Source organism: Salinihabitans flavidus, from assembly GCF_900110425.1.
GTDB lineage: Bacteria > Pseudomonadota > Alphaproteobacteria > Rhodobacterales > Rhodobacteraceae > Salinihabitans > Salinihabitans flavidus.
Genome location: NZ_FODS01000008.1, coordinates 37,742 through 52,086 on the forward strand (window position 1 = coordinate 37,742; position 14,345 = coordinate 52,086).

Annotated in this window: 13 protein-coding genes; 6 read left to right on the forward strand and 7 right to left on the reverse strand. The window is 61.8% G+C overall.

The window, feature by feature from the left end; all coding sequences use genetic code 11:
- Positions 1-14: 14 nt before the first annotated feature.
- Entirely contained in the window at positions 15-317 is a 303-nt protein-coding gene (locus BMW66_RS08605; RefSeq protein ID WP_093117482.1) for a BufA1 family periplasmic bufferin-type metallophore, read from the reverse strand.
- Positions 318-756: 439 nt separating this feature from the next.
- Positions 757-2,736 carry a threonine--tRNA ligase gene (gene thrS, locus BMW66_RS08610; protein WP_093117484.1) on the reverse strand — a complete coding sequence of 660 codons (1,980 nt, stop codon included), beginning with the start codon at positions 2,734-2,736 and terminating at the stop codon, positions 757-759.
- Between the two features lie 161 nt (positions 2,737-2,897).
- On the opposite strand from thrS, the gene BMW66_RS08615 reads away from it, so the two are divergent.
- The 3 genes from BMW66_RS08615 to BMW66_RS08625 all read left to right on the forward strand — a co-directional run bounded on the left by BMW66_RS08615 (position 2,898) and on the right by BMW66_RS08625 (position 4,903).
- Entirely contained in the window at positions 2,898-3,647 is a 750-nt protein-coding gene (locus tag BMW66_RS08615) for an alpha/beta fold hydrolase (RefSeq protein ID WP_093117486.1), read from the forward strand.
- Positions 3,648-3,894: 247 nt separating this feature from the next.
- The gene (locus tag BMW66_RS08620) at positions 3,895-4,605 is read left to right on the forward strand and encodes an alpha/beta fold hydrolase (RefSeq protein ID WP_093117488.1); all 711 of its coding nucleotides are present in this window, start codon (positions 3,895-3,897) and stop codon (positions 4,603-4,605) included.
- A gap of 7 nt (positions 4,606-4,612) precedes the next feature.
- Positions 4,613-4,903, forward strand: coding sequence for a hypothetical protein (locus BMW66_RS08625; protein ID WP_093117490.1), 291 nt, complete (start codon positions 4,613-4,615; stop codon positions 4,901-4,903).
- Between the two features lie 186 nt (positions 4,904-5,089).
- On the opposite strand, the gene phaZ is transcribed toward BMW66_RS08625, so the two are convergent.
- On the reverse strand, positions 5,090-6,352 hold the full coding sequence (phaZ, locus tag BMW66_RS08630) for a polyhydroxyalkanoate depolymerase (protein WP_093117492.1): 1,263 nt from the start codon (positions 6,350-6,352) through the stop codon (positions 5,090-5,092).
- 114 nt (positions 6,353-6,466) lie between these two features.
- Between phaZ and BMW66_RS08635 the strand changes: the two genes are divergently transcribed.
- From BMW66_RS08635 to phaR, 3 genes are all read left to right on the forward strand, one after another.
- Entirely contained in the window at positions 6,467-8,260 is a 1,794-nt protein-coding gene (locus tag BMW66_RS08635) for a PHA/PHB synthase family protein (RefSeq protein WP_093117494.1), read from the forward strand.
- 130 nt (positions 8,261-8,390) lie between these two features.
- Positions 8,391-8,837, forward strand: a complete 447-nt coding sequence (locus tag BMW66_RS08640) for a phasin family protein (protein ID WP_093117496.1) — start codon at positions 8,391-8,393, stop codon at positions 8,835-8,837.
- 134 nt (positions 8,838-8,971) lie between these two features.
- Entirely contained in the window at positions 8,972-9,526 is a 555-nt protein-coding gene (gene phaR, locus BMW66_RS08645) for a polyhydroxyalkanoate synthesis repressor PhaR (protein ID WP_093117498.1), read from the forward strand.
- A gap of 10 nt (positions 9,527-9,536) precedes the next feature.
- Here the strand turns inward: phaR and BMW66_RS08650 are convergent, their stop codons facing one another.
- The 4 genes from BMW66_RS08650 to BMW66_RS08665 form a co-directional block, all read right to left on the reverse strand.
- Entirely contained in the window at positions 9,537-10,727 is a 1,191-nt protein-coding gene (locus BMW66_RS08650; protein ID WP_093117500.1) for a DegT/DnrJ/EryC1/StrS family aminotransferase, read from the reverse strand.
- A gap of 227 nt (positions 10,728-10,954) precedes the next feature.
- Positions 10,955-12,259 (reverse strand): NAD(P)/FAD-dependent oxidoreductase, encoded by a 1,305-nt coding sequence (locus tag BMW66_RS08655; protein WP_093117502.1) that lies wholly within the window; start codon positions 12,257-12,259, stop codon positions 10,955-10,957.
- On the reverse strand, positions 12,256-13,614 hold the full coding sequence (locus BMW66_RS08660; RefSeq protein WP_093117504.1) for a glutamine synthetase family protein: 1,359 nt from the start codon (positions 13,612-13,614) through the stop codon (positions 12,256-12,258). The genes BMW66_RS08655 and BMW66_RS08660 overlap by 4 nt, the downstream gene beginning before the upstream one ends.
- Positions 13,611-14,294: a type 1 glutamine amidotransferase gene (locus BMW66_RS08665; RefSeq protein ID WP_093117506.1), complete on the reverse strand. Its 684-nt coding sequence runs from the start codon at positions 14,292-14,294 to the stop codon at positions 13,611-13,613. The genes BMW66_RS08660 and BMW66_RS08665 overlap by 4 nt, the downstream gene beginning before the upstream one ends.
- Positions 14,295-14,345 lie beyond the last annotated feature (51 nt).

Here is a 14,345-nt window from a genome sequence, read left to right on the forward strand (position 1 = left end):
ACGCTGCGTCAGGATCAGGACGGCAAGTCACGCTCCAACGGCTCCAGCGAACCCTGACGCTCGGTTCCGTCGGCCATTTCGGGCAGGTCGATCTCGGTGCAGGTGCCTTCGTCCACCAGTGTCCAGGCGTTGCCCTGATAGTCGACTTTGGATGTGCCCGCGCAGGTCGTGCCGGGACCGGCGGCGCAGTCATTCTCACCGGCCAGCGCGACGCCGTAACACTTCTCTTTCTCCTCGGCGGCGGCGCCGGTGCCATAGGCGCCAAGTGCCGTTGCGACGGAGGCCGCGACGGCCAGAGTCTTCATCTTTGTCTGCATGGTGTCTCTTCCCTTGTCTGCGTTGAACTCCAACCACCCGCAACGGGTGGCATGGGAAGAGCGTAGGCGTGGCAAGATGACACAATCCAATCACGGAGACGTGCGTCACGCTCTCGTCAGGATATGTGAGGCAACGTGCGGGCGCGCGTCGTCCGGAAACACAGGAGTCCAAGAGTGTGGAGCCAAGTGGTCACGCGCCGAAACTTCGCATTTCGCAGCGAAATCCGGTTTTATAACAGTGGCTTGTAGAAGCGGCAGGGTCGTCGTGTGATGTCGGGGATCAGTCCCGGTGGGCGGCCGCTGAGCAGAGGTTGTAACAATCGACCGGGCCCAACCTGTTACAGATGCGCGTAGGGGCGCGGTGCTTCGGCGACCCCGTTGTGAGCAGAAAAAGCCCCCGCGCGACCGGGGGCCTTTGAAGTGCGGAGCCGTGCCGGGATCAGGCTAGGTCGGGCGGCGTCGCCTCTGCGGCGAGTGCCGCGACCGTCTCCTCCAGCGTTTGCACGCGGGTCTGCTTTTCCCCCAGACGGCGGAGCGAGACGCTGCGGTCCTCGACCTCCTTCATGCCGCAGGCGAGGATGACCGGCACCTTGCCCACGGAATGTTCGCGGACCTTGTAGTTGATTTTCTCGTTGCGGATGTCGGCCTCCGCTTGGACCCCCTTGGCGCGCAGGGCAGCCACGACCTCATGCACATAGTCGTCGGCGTCCGAAACGATGGAGGCGACAACCACCTGACGCGGCGCCAGCCAGAAGGGCAGCTTGCCGGCGTGTTCCTCGATCAGGATGCCGATGAAGCGTTCGAAACTGCCAAGGCATGCGCGGTGCAGCATGAAGGGGCGGGTCTTTTCGCCGTTGGGCGCGATATAGCTCGCGCCGAGCCGTTCGGGCAGGTTGGGGTCGACCTGGAAGGTGCCGCATTGCCAGACCCGGCCGATGGCGTCGGTCAGGTAGAAATCGAGTTTTGGCCCGTAGAAGGCGCCGTCGCCCGGCTCAAGCACATAGTCGCGGCCCACCGCCTTAATGGCGTTTTCCAGCGCGTTTTCAACATAATCCCAGCTTTCCTCGGTGCCGACGCGCTTTTCGGGGCGCGTGGCAAAGCGAATTTCGAAGTCGGGGAAACCCAGCTCGCGGTAGATGTCGGCGAGGAAGTCAATGAAGCGGGCGCATTCCTCCTGAATCTGGTCCTCGGTGCAGAAGATATGCGCGTCGTCCTGGGTGAAGCCGCGCACCCGCATGATGCCGTGCAGCGCGCCCGAGGGCTCGAACCGCGCGCAGGAGCCGAATTCGGCCAGCCGCAGCGGCAGGTCGCGGTAGCTCTTGAGCCCCTGGTTGAAGACCTGCACGTGGCAGGGGCAGTTCATCGGTTTCAGCGCGTTGATCCGGGTCTGGGCCTTGTCCTTGATGGCGGCGTCGTCATTCTCGCCGTCGCGGCTTTCGTCCACCTCGACGATGAACATGTGGTGCTGATACTTGTCCCAGTGGCCCGAAGCCTCCCACAGCTTGCGGTCGACCACCTGCGGCGTGTTGATCTCGTGATAGCCGCCTGCGCGCTGCTTGCGGCGCATGTAGTCCTGAAGCGTGGTGTAGATCGACCAGCCGTTGGGGTGCCAGAAGACCTGGCCCGGGGCTTCCTCCTGCATGTGGAAGAGGTCCATTTCGCGACCGAGTTTGCGGTGGTCGCGCTTCTCGGCCTCTTCAAGAAAGGTCAGGTAGGCCTTGAGATCGTTGCGATTCTTGAAGGCCACACCATAGATGCGTTGCAGCATCGGGCGGGTGGAATCGCCGCGCCAGTAGGCGCCGGCGACGCTCATCAGCTTGAAGGCATCGGCGGGCACCTGTCCGGTGTGCTGAAGATGCGGGCCGCGGCAGAGATCCTGCCAGTGGCCATGCCAATACATCCGCAGCGGCTCATCGCCGGGGATCGCGTTGATGAGCTCCACCTTGTAAGGCTCGTTGTTCGCTTGATAATATGCGATTGCGCGATCGCGTTCCCAGATCTCCGTCGTGACGGGGTCGCGGCGATTGATGATCTCTTTCATCTTCGCTTCGATCGCGCCGAGATCCTCGGGAGTGAACGGTTCTTTGCGATCGAAGTCGTAATACCAGCCCTTTTCGATCACCGGACCGATGGTCACACGCACCTCGGGCCAGATCTCCTGCACGGCGCGGGCCATGATGTGCGCAAGATCGTGACGGATCAGCTCCAGTGCTTGAGTATCGTCCTGCATCGTATTGATGTTGATGGTGGAATCGGCATCAATCGGCCATTGAAGATCCCAGTGCCGGCCATTCACTGTGGCCGATATGGCCTTTTTCGCCAGCGACTTGGAGATCGACTCCGCCACCTCGGCGGGGGTCACGCCAGGGTTGTATGAGCGTGCATTACCATCAGGGAAAGTCAGGGAAATCTGGGACATGGCCCGATGCTCCTCGTCAGTTTGGCGCCCACGGAACGCCCGGTTGCGGGTATATGATACATGCGCCTTTTCGCCCGCGTCCGCGCGGCTGTCAAGTCGGCGGTTGCCCCGCGTGGGCGGCGCGGTAGTGTGGGAGCGAACGGTCGCAAGAGGGGGATGACATGCGCGAGACGAAATTCCTGACCACCGATCAGGGGCGGCAGATCGCCTATCACAAAAGCGCGGGCAAGGGGCCTTGCGTGGTGTTTCTGAGCGGACTGAAATCGGACATGGAAGGCACAAAGGCGGTGCATCTGGAAGCTTGGGCGCAGGCGCGGGGGCAGGCTTTTCTGCGCTTTGACTATTCCGGGCACGGCGAAAGTTCAGGTGAGTTTTCAGAGGGTTGTATTGGTGACTGGCATGAGGATGCGCTCGCTGTGGTGGCCGCGCTGACCGAGGGGCCGTTGATCGTTGTCGGCTCTTCCATGGGCGGCTGGCAGGCGCTTCTGCTGGCGCGGGCGATACCCGAACGGATCGCCGGAATGGTCACGATTGCCGCCGCGCCGGATTTCACCGAAGACGGATACTGGGCAAATTTCACCGCCGCGCAAAAGCGTGAGTTGGAGGAGGAAGGCTTGGTGGAACTGCCGTCCGACTACATGGAGCCTTTTATCATCACCCGCCGCATGATCGAGGACGGGCGGGAGCGGCTGGTGCTGCGCTCGCCTCTCGTGCTGGATTTCCCGGTGCGGATGTTGCAGGGCACAGAGGACACCGCCGTGAGCCGGGAGACGGCGCTGCACCTGCTTGATCACGCACAGAGCCCGGACATGCGGCTCACGTTTGTGCGTGGAAAAGACCATCGTTTCTCTGATGAAGATTGTCTAAAACTGATCGAAAGCAGCCTCGAAGAGGTCTTATACGACCTGTGAATTGTCTATATTCGATCTTTTCGGTGTTGGTGCTTGCTTCCGGCGCCTGAGGTTACGCCGAAAGAAACATGCGCAGAGGTGGAGGCGCGGTACCGGGAAATTCTGACCTTGCCAGCTTTGGTTCGAACTCAAGGGCATAGGGCAAAAACATGAAGTGAAGGTTGAGATGGGGCGCTTGACGGGCGCCGAGCCTGTGCGAGACTGCGCGCGGGCGGCGCCGTGTGCCGCGATAGTGTGAGGACACGAGATGAGTGAACCACTGGTGCTGGTGCCGGGAATGATGTGCGATGCGCGGCTGTATGCTGCACAAATCGCTGATTTATCGCGCGATTTCGCGGTGATGGTCGTGCCGGTCACAGGTCAGGACCGGGTGGAGGATATGGCGATTCAGGTTCTTCAACAAGCCCCGGAGCGGTTCGCGCTTGCAGGATTGAGCATGGGAGGAATCGTCGCGATGGAGGTGATCCGACGCGCCCCGGAGCGGGTGACGCGGATTGCGCTGATAGATACCAATGCACTGCCGGAAACGCCGCAGAGCGCGGCCGCCTATGAGCCATTGATAGTCGGGGCCAAGTCGGGGCAGATCGAGCGGGTCATGGCGGATTTCATGCGCCCCGAGTTCCTTGCGCCGGGACCGGGGCGATCGCAGATCCTGGGGCTGGTGCAGGAGATGGCGCGAGATCTGGGGGCCGAGGTTCTGATAAGACAAGTGCGCGCCTTGCAGCGACGGCCCGATCAGCAAGGCACGCTGCGCCGGATCAAGGCTCCGGCGCTGGTGTTGTGCGGGGCGCATGATCGGCTCACGCCGGTGAAACGGCATGAGTTCATGGCCGGACTCATCCCCCATGCGCAGCTTCAGATCATCGAGGAGGCGGGGCATCTTCCGGTGCTGGAAACACCCGGAGAGATCAACACGGCGCTGCGTCTTTGGATGTCGCAACCCTATGTCCTGCAATGATATTCCGATGAGTGAGTCCCCCGAAGAACGCCGCAACCGCCGGAAGAAGGGCTGGGGCCGGGCGTTCTGGGCGCGGGCACGGCAGGCGCGGCGCTGGAGCTGGAGAGCCCTTCCGCCGGGCGTGCGGCTACTAGTCGGGTTGCTGTTGATGATTGGCGGTGTGCTGGGATTTCTGCCTGTTGTCGGCTTCTGGATGCTGCCGCTTGGCGTGGCGGTGGCGGCGCCGGATGTGTTGCCGCTCTGGCGGATCGTTCGGCGCTGGTGGAAAGGGCGAAAGGACGATTCGAAGGACACTTGAGCGAATCGCCTCAAGCCCCTGTTAATGCGGTAAAACCCATGTCGGTAAAACGTCGGTATTTTGTCGGTATCGCGTCGGTATGGACGGACGAATTCGCGCCGTAAACGCGGCGTTCGGAAAGGTTTTGTCAACCTGTGTTGAGATTGGGTGAATGCCCCCGGGCGCGCGAGCGACCGGGGGAGTCCGTCAGGCGACGTTGCTGTTGGCGGGTTTGATCGCGCCGCTGTTGGCATCGATGAAATCGAGCACGAGCGGACGGATATTGTTGCGCCAGCTTCTACCCGCGAAGATGCCGTAGTGGCCGGCACCGGGTTCGAGATGGCTGGCCTTCTTGGAGTCGGGCAGGCCGGTCAGAAGATCGAGTGCCGCGATACACTGACCGGGGGCGGAGATGTCATCCTTTTCACCTTCGACGGTTTTCACCGCGACCTTGGTGATCTTTCCGATGTCCACCTTGCGCCCGTTCACGGTAAAGGCGTTGCGCGCGATTTCACGGTCCTTGAAGATCCGCTCCACCGTGGAGAGGTAGAACTCCGCCGTCATGTCCATGACCGAGAGATACTCGTCATAGAATCGGTTGTGGGCGTCATTGTCGCTCGCCTCATCCTTGGAGACGCGCATGATCTGATCGGTGAACGCCTGCGAGTGACGCTCGCCGTTCATCGAAATGAAAGAGGCCAGCTGCAACAGGCCGGGATAGACCATGCGGCCCACGCCCTTGTGTTTGAACCCGACGCGCTGAATCATCATTTCCTCGAGCTGACCCATGGTCACGCGGCGGCCGAAGTCGGTCACATCGGTGGGGGTGGCGTCGGGGTCGATCGGCCCGCCGATGAGCGTGAGAGAGCGAGGCTGCGCCTTGGGGTCATCCTCGGCCAGATAGGCCGTCGCGGCGAGCGCCAGCGGCGCGGGCTGGCACACGGCGATCACATGGGTGTCGGGGCCCATCTCGCGCATGAAATCGACAAGGTAGAGGGTATAATCCTCCACATCGAATTTTCCCTCGGACACGGGAATGTCACGCGCATTGTGCCAGTCTGTCACGTAAACTTCGCAGTTCACGATCAGGGATTTCACCGTGGCGCGCAGCAACGTGGCATAGTGGCCGGACATCGGCGCCACCAGAAGAACGCGCCGCGGCTGTTCCTCGCGGCCGGAGACGTTGAAATGCAGGAGGTTGCCGAAGGGCTTTTCCACAACGGTTTCGATATTGACGAGATGATCCTTGCCATCTTCGCATGTGAAGGTACGGATGCCCCAGTCGGGCTTGCACACCATGCGCTTGAAGGTGCGTTCCGTCACTTCGCCCCAGGCGGCCCACCATTGCAGCGCAGGGTTTGGAAGCATGGAAAAAAGCGGGTAGGATGCAAAGGACTGAGCGGAGGCCCCCAACCACTGGTTCGTGTTGCGGAACGTCTCCATCAGATCATATGTGGCCATTTGGCGCATGGATGGGCCTCTCTTTCGCTGCCCGGATATCCGCCGGGGTTGCATGATGCCCGTGATGTTGAGGGCTTATAGCATTAATGCTGCACAGCAGCAAGATAGGGCGGGATTTTGAATATGACAACAAACGACAAGGACGCAGAAGCGAATTTGGACCGTTTGAACGAGAATCTGGCCAAGGTTGAACAGCTTTCCAAGCGGTTGGTGGAGGTGATGACGCAGCGTAAGCCTGTTCGGTCCGAGCTGACCGCGCCGAACCACGAGCTGTTTGCCATGGGCGCAGGCGCCTATATGTCCGGGATGATGAACAATCCCGGCAAGTTGATTGAGCATCAGCTTGAATTCTGGTCAAAATCCGTGCGCCATTACGTCGAGGCGCAGCATCTTCTCATGCAGGGCAAGTTCGAGCCGCCGGAAGATGACACGCCAAGCGATCGGCGTTTTTCCAATCCCCTGTGGCAGACGCACCCCTATTTCAACTTTCTCAAGCAGCAGTATCTGCTCAATGCCGAGGCGATGGAACAGGCGGTGAAGGATATCGAGGGGCTGGATGAGACCGAGCAACGGCGGTTGGCGTATTTTTCGCGCCAGATCATCGACATGATGGCACCGACCAATTTTCTGGGCACCAACCCGGATGCGCTTGAAAAGGCGCTGGAGACGGATGGGGCGTCACTGGTTCAGGGGCTGGAGAACCTGATCGCGGATCTGGAGGCCAATGATGGGGAACTGGTGGTGCGGTTGGCCGATGAGAGCGCCTTCGAGGTGGGGGGCAATATTGCCACCACGCCGGGAAAGGTTGTCTACCGCAATCGCATGTTCGAACTGATCCAGTACAGCCCGACGACGGAAAACGTGCATGAGATCCCGCTCGTGATCCTGCCGCCCTGGATCAACAAGTATTACATCCTCGATCTCAAGCCGCAGAACAGCATGATCAAGTGGATCGTGGAGCAAGGCTACACCGTCTTCGTGGTGAGCTGGGTCAACCCCGACCGATCCTACGCCGATGTCGGTCTGGACGACTACATCGAGGACGGGTTTCTGCGCGCGATCGAAGAGGTGAAGGCGATCACCGGGCAAAGCCAGGTCAACGCCGTGGGCTATTGCATCGCGGGCACCACGCTGAGCATGACGCTGGCGCTGATGAAGGCGCGGGGCGACAAATCGGTCAAATCGGCCACGTTCTTTACCGCGCTGACGGATTTTTCCGATCAGGGCGAATTCACGCCTTTCCTTCAAGACGATTTCATCGACGCGATTGACGAGGAGATCGAGGAGGAGGGTATCCTGCGATCCTTCATCATGCAGCGGACGTTTTCCTTTCTGCGCTCCAACGATCTTGTCTATGGGCCCGCGATAAAGAGCTACATGATGGGCGAGGCGCCGCCGGCCTTCGATCTTCTGTATTGGAACGGCGACGGGTCGGGCCTGCCGGGGCGGATGGCGCATGAATACCTGCGCTGGCTGTGTCAGGACAACCGCTTTGCCGATGGTGGGATAGAGCTTTGCGGCGCGCGGCTTCACCTGAAGGATGTGACGGTGCCGATCTTCGCCGTCACCTGCGAGACCGACCATATCGCCCGTTGGAAGGACTGCTTTCGCGGGTTCCAGCAAACCCGCAGCCGGTCGCGGACTTTTGTGGTTTCGGAGTCGGGGCATATCGCGGGGATCGTGAATCCGCCGTCCAGGAACAAATACGGCCACTACACCAACGACGATCACAAGCTGTCGCCGGCGGACTGGCTTGACGGGGCAGAGTATCATCAGGGGTCGTGGTGGCCGCACTGGGAAGCATGGCTGTCGCGGCGCTCTGGCAAGCAGGTTCCGGCGCGCGAGCCGGGCGATTCGGAGCATCCGGTGCTTTGCGAGGCCCCGGGCACCTACGTGAAGACCAAGGCAATCCGTTGATTTGAAACTGAAAATGAGAAAATGCTGCAGTGCAGCAAAAATCTCTTGAAATGCCGCAATGCAGAACACATATTGGTTTCAGAACGACGAAGCGGACCCCCGCTCCGCACAACCCGAAAGGATCAAGACAATGGCAAATGCACAAGATTTCAACACCGTCCTGAAAGACATGATGGGCTCGTTCCCGGTCGACACCTCGGCCATGGAAAACGCTTTCAAGAGCACCGCGACGCTCAATGAAAAGCTGGCCGGTGTTGCACTGGAAGCGGCCGAGAAGAACTCGGAAATTTCCTCGAAGTGGACCAAGAACACGCTGTCCAAACTGGCAGACATGTCCAAGGCGAAAACCGAGCCTGCCGACTATGCCAAGGCGATGACCGATTTCGCGTCGGCACAAGCCGAAGTGGCCGCCGAGAACATGGCCGCCTACGCCGAAGTGGCCAAGAAGGTTCAGATGGAAACCGTCGAACTGATGCTGTCGGCCGGCAAGAGCGCGTCCGAGGATGCGACCGCTGCCATGAAGAAAGCCACCGACGAGGTGAGCACGGCAGCCAAGAAAGCCTCCGCCACCAAGTAAGCGGACGAACTACTTAGCACCTCCTCCTCCCTCATGGGTGCTTGGTTGAAGGGCGAGCCTGCGGGCTCGCCCTTTCTTTTTGTGCTGCGCTCGCATAGGCTTTTTTGCAACGCTGCAAAATGGGGGAGTAGCCTGTGGCTGACACTGACAAACCATTGCTGATCAAGAGGTATGCGAGCCGTCGGCTCTATAACACCGAGACCAGCGATTATGTGACACTGGAAGACATAGCGGGATTCATCCGCGACGGGCGCGAGGTGCAGATCGTGGACCTCAAGACCGGCGACGACCTGACCCGACAATACCTTCTGCAGATCATTGCCGAGCATGAAAGCCGGGGCGAGAGCGTTTTGCCGGTCAACGTGCTCAATGATCTGGTGCGAAGCTATACAACGCAGGCGACATCGGTGGTGCCGCAGTTCTTGGCGGCCAGCTTCGATATGCTGCGCGAACAGCAGTCCAAGATGGTGGAGAACATGAACAGCATGACCCCGATGGGCAAGGTTCCCGGCATGGAGGCGATGCAGGCGCAGCAGGAAGCGTTCCTCAAGGCGATGACCGGCGGCCTGGGCCAGTGGAAGGCCCCCGAAACGGGCGGCTCGACAGAGACCTCCGGTGAGGGCGAGGATCTGGACGAAATCAAGAAGCAGCTCGCCGAACTTCAGGAGAAGCTCTCGCGCATGAAGTGACCGGTTGCGCTCAGGTGCCGTAGGCGCGCAGCGGTCCCATCACGTCCTCGGCCGCGGCCATGAGCGCATCGGCGACGAAATCGAGATCGGAGCGCTTGAGCCGTGCCGGCAGACGCACATCGCAGGCACGCATCAGCATGGCGCGGGTGCGCGGCAGATCCGGCTGATCTCCCAGAAAACGCCAGTTCCAGAAGGCGCGTGCATTGTCGCTGCTTTGTCCGAAAACCTGCACCTTCACCCCGCGTGCGGCGGCGGCCTCGGCAAAGGCACGGACCTGATCCTCGCTCATGCCGTCAACGTTGAACTGGATGGAATCGGGCGCGCGTTCTTCGGCGGGCAGCTTGGCAGGCACGCACAGCCACGGACTCTGGTTCAGGCGGCGTGCGACATAATCGTAATTGGCGCGCCCGTCGCGCACCCGGCGCGGGATTTCCGGCAACTGCGCGCGGATGATAGCGGCCGACAGGTTCGAAAGTCGCAGATTGTAAAGCGGCAGGAGGTTCTGCCAGCGCGCAAAAGCGTCGTGCAGCACGGGATGCTTTTTCCAGTTATGCTCATAGGCGCCGGACATGATGATGGCGCGCGCCACGAGATCCGCGTCATCGGTGATCAGGATGCCGCCTTCGCCGGCGTTCACCAGCTTGTAGGACTGAAACGAAAAACAGCCGACGCGCCCGATGGTGCCGATATTGCGCCCGTGCCATGTGGTGCCGAGCGAATGCGCCGCATCCTCGATCACGGGCAGGCCGCGCGCGTCGCAAAGCGCCATGATCGCATCCATGTCCGAGGTGTGACCGCGCATATGGCTGATGATCACCGCCTGAACATCGTCCAGCCGGGCGGCGAAATCCTCAAGGTCGACGCGGTAATCCTCGCCAACCTCGCAAAGCACGGGGATGCAGTCGGCATGCACGACCGAAGAGGGCACCGCAGCAAAGGTGAACCCGGGCAGCAGAACGCGCGCGTCGCGCGGCAGTCCAAGCGCCTTGAGCGACAGGAACAGTGCCGCCGAACAGGAGGAGACGGCCAGCGCGTATTTGCTGCCCATCATCTCGGCGAACTCCGCCTCCAGCAATGAGACGGGCGCGTCGTCCGGCGCGGTGTAGCGGAAAAGATCGCCCGATTGCAGAAGGCGGTCGATCTCTGATCGCACGGACTGTGGGATCGGTTCGGCGTCGTAGACGTTGGGCTGCGAACTCATAGTTTTCACTTTGCTTAACTCTGGATTTGGAAAATGTAAAACAACGGCGCGACGAAGGCCAGACGAAAGCGTGGAAAAACTGCCTGAAGTGCGCCTGTGTTGCGTGAAAGGCCGATTCGCCCTGCATCTTTTCGGGTCAAATACCTCGGGGTCCGGGGCAGCGCCCCGGGGCCTGCGCGGCCCGAGCGCAAATCATACTGCGCGCACGGGACGCGCGCCCCGCCTGGTCAAACGCCGAGGCGGTCGCGCAGTGAATACCATGTCATCGCCAGTACCAGCAGCGGCGAACGCAGCGTGCTGCCGCCCGGAAAGGCGGGGGAGGGCACGCTGGCAAGCGTGTCGAAGCCCTGCGAGTGTCCGGCGATGGCCTGCGCCATGAGCTTGCCCGCGTGGGTCGCGGTGCCGACACCGTGGCCGGAATAGCCCGAGGTCGAGAGGATATTGGGCGCCAGCCGCGCCAGGTAGGGCATACGCCGCATGGTGATGCCGAGCGTGCCGCCCCAGGCGTAGTCGATCTTCACGTCGCGCAGATGCGGGAAGATCACGCTCATCGGCGCGCGCACCTTGGCGGCGATGTCGGCGGGAAAGCGATAGCCATAGCTTTCGCCCCCCCCGAACAGCAGGCGCTTGTCGTGACTGAGGCGGAAATAGTTCACGACAAAGCGCGAATCGGCCACGGCGATGTCGCGGGTCAGCACGCGGGCGGCCTCATCGCCCAAAGGCTCCGTCGCGGCGACGAAATTGTTGATCGGCATGACGTGCGCGGCCACCTTGCGGTTCAGCCCGCCGAGATAGCCATTGGCCGCGAGGATGACGTGATCGGCCTCGATCCGGCCCTGATCCGTGATCACGACGGGCTTGCCACCTTCGGTGATGCCCTGCACCGCGCTGTTCTCGTAGATCCGCGCGCCGGCCGCCTCGGCCGCCCGCGCCAGCCCCAGCGCATAGCGCAATGGGTGCAGATGTGCCGCGCCCATGTCGAGCACACCGCCACGATAGTCGGGCGAGGGGCAGATGGCGCGGCAGGCCGCTTCATCCAGAGTTTCAAGCTGATCATAGCCATAGTCGCGCTGCAACTTCTCGGCGTAGGCGTGCAGATGTGCGACGTCCGATCGGGTGGAGCCGGTCCAGGCGATGCCGGGGCGCAGGTGACAGTCGATTTCATGATTTTTGATCAAATCCTTGACCAGCGTCTTGGCCTCTTCGGCCAGATCCCACAGGTGGCGCGCGGTGTCGCGGCCCATGAGCCGTTCCAGCCCGTCCTGTTCCATCCGCTGGCCGGAGCCGAGTTGCCCGCCGTTGCGGCCCGAGGCGCCGAACCCGACGCGGTGCGCCTCCACCAACGCCACGTCATGGCCCAGTTCGGCCAGATGCAGCGCGGCGGACAGCCCGGTGTAGCCCGCCCCCACGATGCACACATCGGCGCGAATCTCGCCCTGCGCCTGCAGGCGGGGCGGCGGTATGTCGGCACTCGCGGCATACCAGCTTTGCGGGTATTGGCCGGCCCGGTCGTTGGCGTAGAGCAGGTTCATACGTTCATCAGCAGGTGTTCGCGCTCCCACGGGGAGATGACCTGGAGAAACTCCTCGTATTCCGTGCGCTTGATGATCGAATAGACACGGGCGAACTCGGGGCCGAGAACCTCGTGCAGATCGGTCGCCTTGTCGAACACCTCCAATGCCTGCCCCATGACCTGGGGGATGTCGCTTGCTCCGGCATAGGCGTCGCCGCGGTACTGCTCGGACGGGCGCTTCTTTTCCATCAGTCCGAGATAGCCGCAGGCGAGCGAGGCGGCGATTCCGAGATAGGGGTTGCAATCCATCCCGGCGAGACGGTTTTCCACACGCCGCGATTCCGACCCCGAGATCGGAATGCGGATGCCGGTGGTGCGGTTGTCGCGGGCCCATTCGAGATTGATCGGCGCGGCGTGGTCCCGCACATAGCGGCGGTAGGAATTCACATAGGGCGCCAACACCGCGATGGCCGAGGGCAGGTGATTTTGCAGCCCGCCGATGAAATAGTAGAACGCATCCGTTTCCCCGCCCTGCGGTCCGGAAAACAGGTTGTTGCCGGTTTCGGTCTCGATGATCGAATGGTGGATATGCATGGCCGATCCCGGCTCTTCCGCGATCGGCTTGGCCATGAAGGTGGCGAAGCAGTCGTGGCGTAGCGCCGCCTCACGGATCAGGCGCTTGAAGTAGAACACCTCGTCGGCGAGCTTCACCGGATCGCCGTGGCGCAGGTTGATTTCAAGCTGCCCGGCGCCGCCTTCCTGGGTGATGCCGTCAATTTCGAAGCCCTGCGCCTCGGCAAAATCGTAGATGTCGTCGATCACAGGGCCGAATTCGTCCACAGCGGTCATGGAATAGGCTTGCCGCGCCGCCGCGGGGCGGCCCGAACGGCCCATCATCGGCTCGATCGGTTTGGACGGGTCGATATTACGCGCGACGAGGAAGAACTCCATCTCGGGCGCGACGACCGGCTCCCAGCCCTGCGCGCGGTAGAGATCGACCACCCGCCTGAGCACGTTGCGCGGCGCGAAGGGAACGGGATCGCCGTTGCGGTCATAGGCATCGTGGATCACCTGGAGCGTCCAGTCGCCGGTCCAGGGCGCGGCGGTGGCGGTGGTCATGTCCGGCTTGAGGATCATGTCGCGCTCGATGAAGCCCTCTTCGTTCGCGGCCTCGCCCCAGTCGCCGGTGATTGTCTGGTAGAAGATCGAGTCCGGCAGGTAGAATTTCATCTGCCGGGCAAATTTCGAGGCCGGGACCGCCTTGCCGCGCGCGATGCCCGGCAGGTCCGCGATCACGCATTCGACTTCATCGAGACGGCGGCCTTCGAGATAGGCGCGCGCGGCTTCGGGGATGGTGTCGAGCCAGTCGGTCATGCGGATCTCTCCTTGCGTAGGAAATCGGCGATCTGATCGGCGATGATGTCGCTGGCCAGCGGCTGGTCGAGGGTGCTTTCGGCCTTGTCAAGAAGCTCTTGCGGCACGACACCCTTGCCCCGGGTGTGGATCAGCCCTTCGATGAAATCGGGCCCGAACTCGGGGTGCGGCTGGATCGTCAGGGCGCGATCCCCATAGACCAGCGCGGCATGGGCGCAGAAGTCGTTGGAGGCGATGGTGCGCGCGCCTTCGGGCGGGGTGATGACCTGATCCTGATGCCAGGCGTTGAGCGGCAAATGCGCGCCGCCGAAGTCATAGTCCTGCCGTCCCACGGCCCAGCCACCGGGAAACTTCACGACCTTGCCGCCTAGCGCCTGCGCCACGATCTGATGGCCGAAACAGATGCCCACGACGGGCACGGCGTGCTCGATCGCATCGCGGATGAACGCCTCCAGCGGAGCAATCCATGGGTGATCCTCATAGGCGCCGTGCTTGGACCCGGTAATCAGCCAGCCGTCGGCGTCCGTCACGTCGCCGGGAAATTCCATGTCCACCACGTTCCAGGTTTCAAAGGTAAACCCCTGATCATGCAGGAGTTTCCGGAACATGTCGTCGTAATCGCCAAGGTCGGGGCGGAGGTTGTCGGGGGCGTGGCCGGTTTGCAGGATACCGATTTTCATGGGTCACCGTATTTGATCAAATTGAGGGTAACGCAGGGCACGCGTGGCGGC

What these genes read in the sequence shown, in the direction of transcription:
- BMW66_RS08625 (WP_093117490.1), top strand. Translation starts at nt 4,613, where the DNA reads ATGAGTGAGTCCCCCGAAGAACGCCGCAACCGCCGGAAGAAGGGCTGG.
- BMW66_RS08620 (WP_093117488.1), top strand. Translation starts at nt 3,895, where the DNA reads ATGAGTGAACCACTGGTGCTGGTGCCGGGAATGATGTGCGATGCGCGG.
- BMW66_RS08650 (WP_093117500.1), bottom strand. Translation starts at nt 10,727, where the DNA reads ATGAGTTCGCAGCCCAACGTCTACGACGCCGAACCGATCCCACAGTCC.
- phaZ (WP_093117492.1), bottom strand. Translation starts at nt 6,352, where the DNA reads ATGCGCCAAATGGCCACATATGATCTGATGGAGACGTTCCGCAACACG.
- BMW66_RS08615 (WP_093117486.1), top strand. Translation starts at nt 2,898, where the DNA reads ATGCGCGAGACGAAATTCCTGACCACCGATCAGGGGCGGCAGATCGCC.
- BMW66_RS08660 (WP_093117504.1), bottom strand. Translation starts at nt 13,614, where the DNA reads ATGACCGACTGGCTCGACACCATCCCCGAAGCCGCGCGCGCCTATCTC.
- BMW66_RS08635 (WP_093117494.1), top strand. Translation starts at nt 6,467, where the DNA reads ATGACAACAAACGACAAGGACGCAGAAGCGAATTTGGACCGTTTGAAC.
- BMW66_RS08640 (WP_093117496.1), top strand. Translation starts at nt 8,391, where the DNA reads ATGGCAAATGCACAAGATTTCAACACCGTCCTGAAAGACATGATGGGC.
- BMW66_RS08605 (WP_093117482.1), bottom strand. Translation starts at nt 317, where the DNA reads ATGCAGACAAAGATGAAGACTCTGGCCGTCGCGGCCTCCGTCGCAACG.
- BMW66_RS08665 (WP_093117506.1), bottom strand. Translation starts at nt 14,294, where the DNA reads ATGAAAATCGGTATCCTGCAAACCGGCCACGCCCCCGACAACCTCCGC.
- thrS (WP_093117484.1), bottom strand. Translation starts at nt 2,736, where the DNA reads ATGTCCCAGATTTCCCTGACTTTCCCTGATGGTAATGCACGCTCATAC.
- BMW66_RS08655 (WP_093117502.1), bottom strand. Translation starts at nt 12,259, where the DNA reads ATGAACCTGCTCTACGCCAACGACCGGGCCGGCCAATACCCGCAAAGC.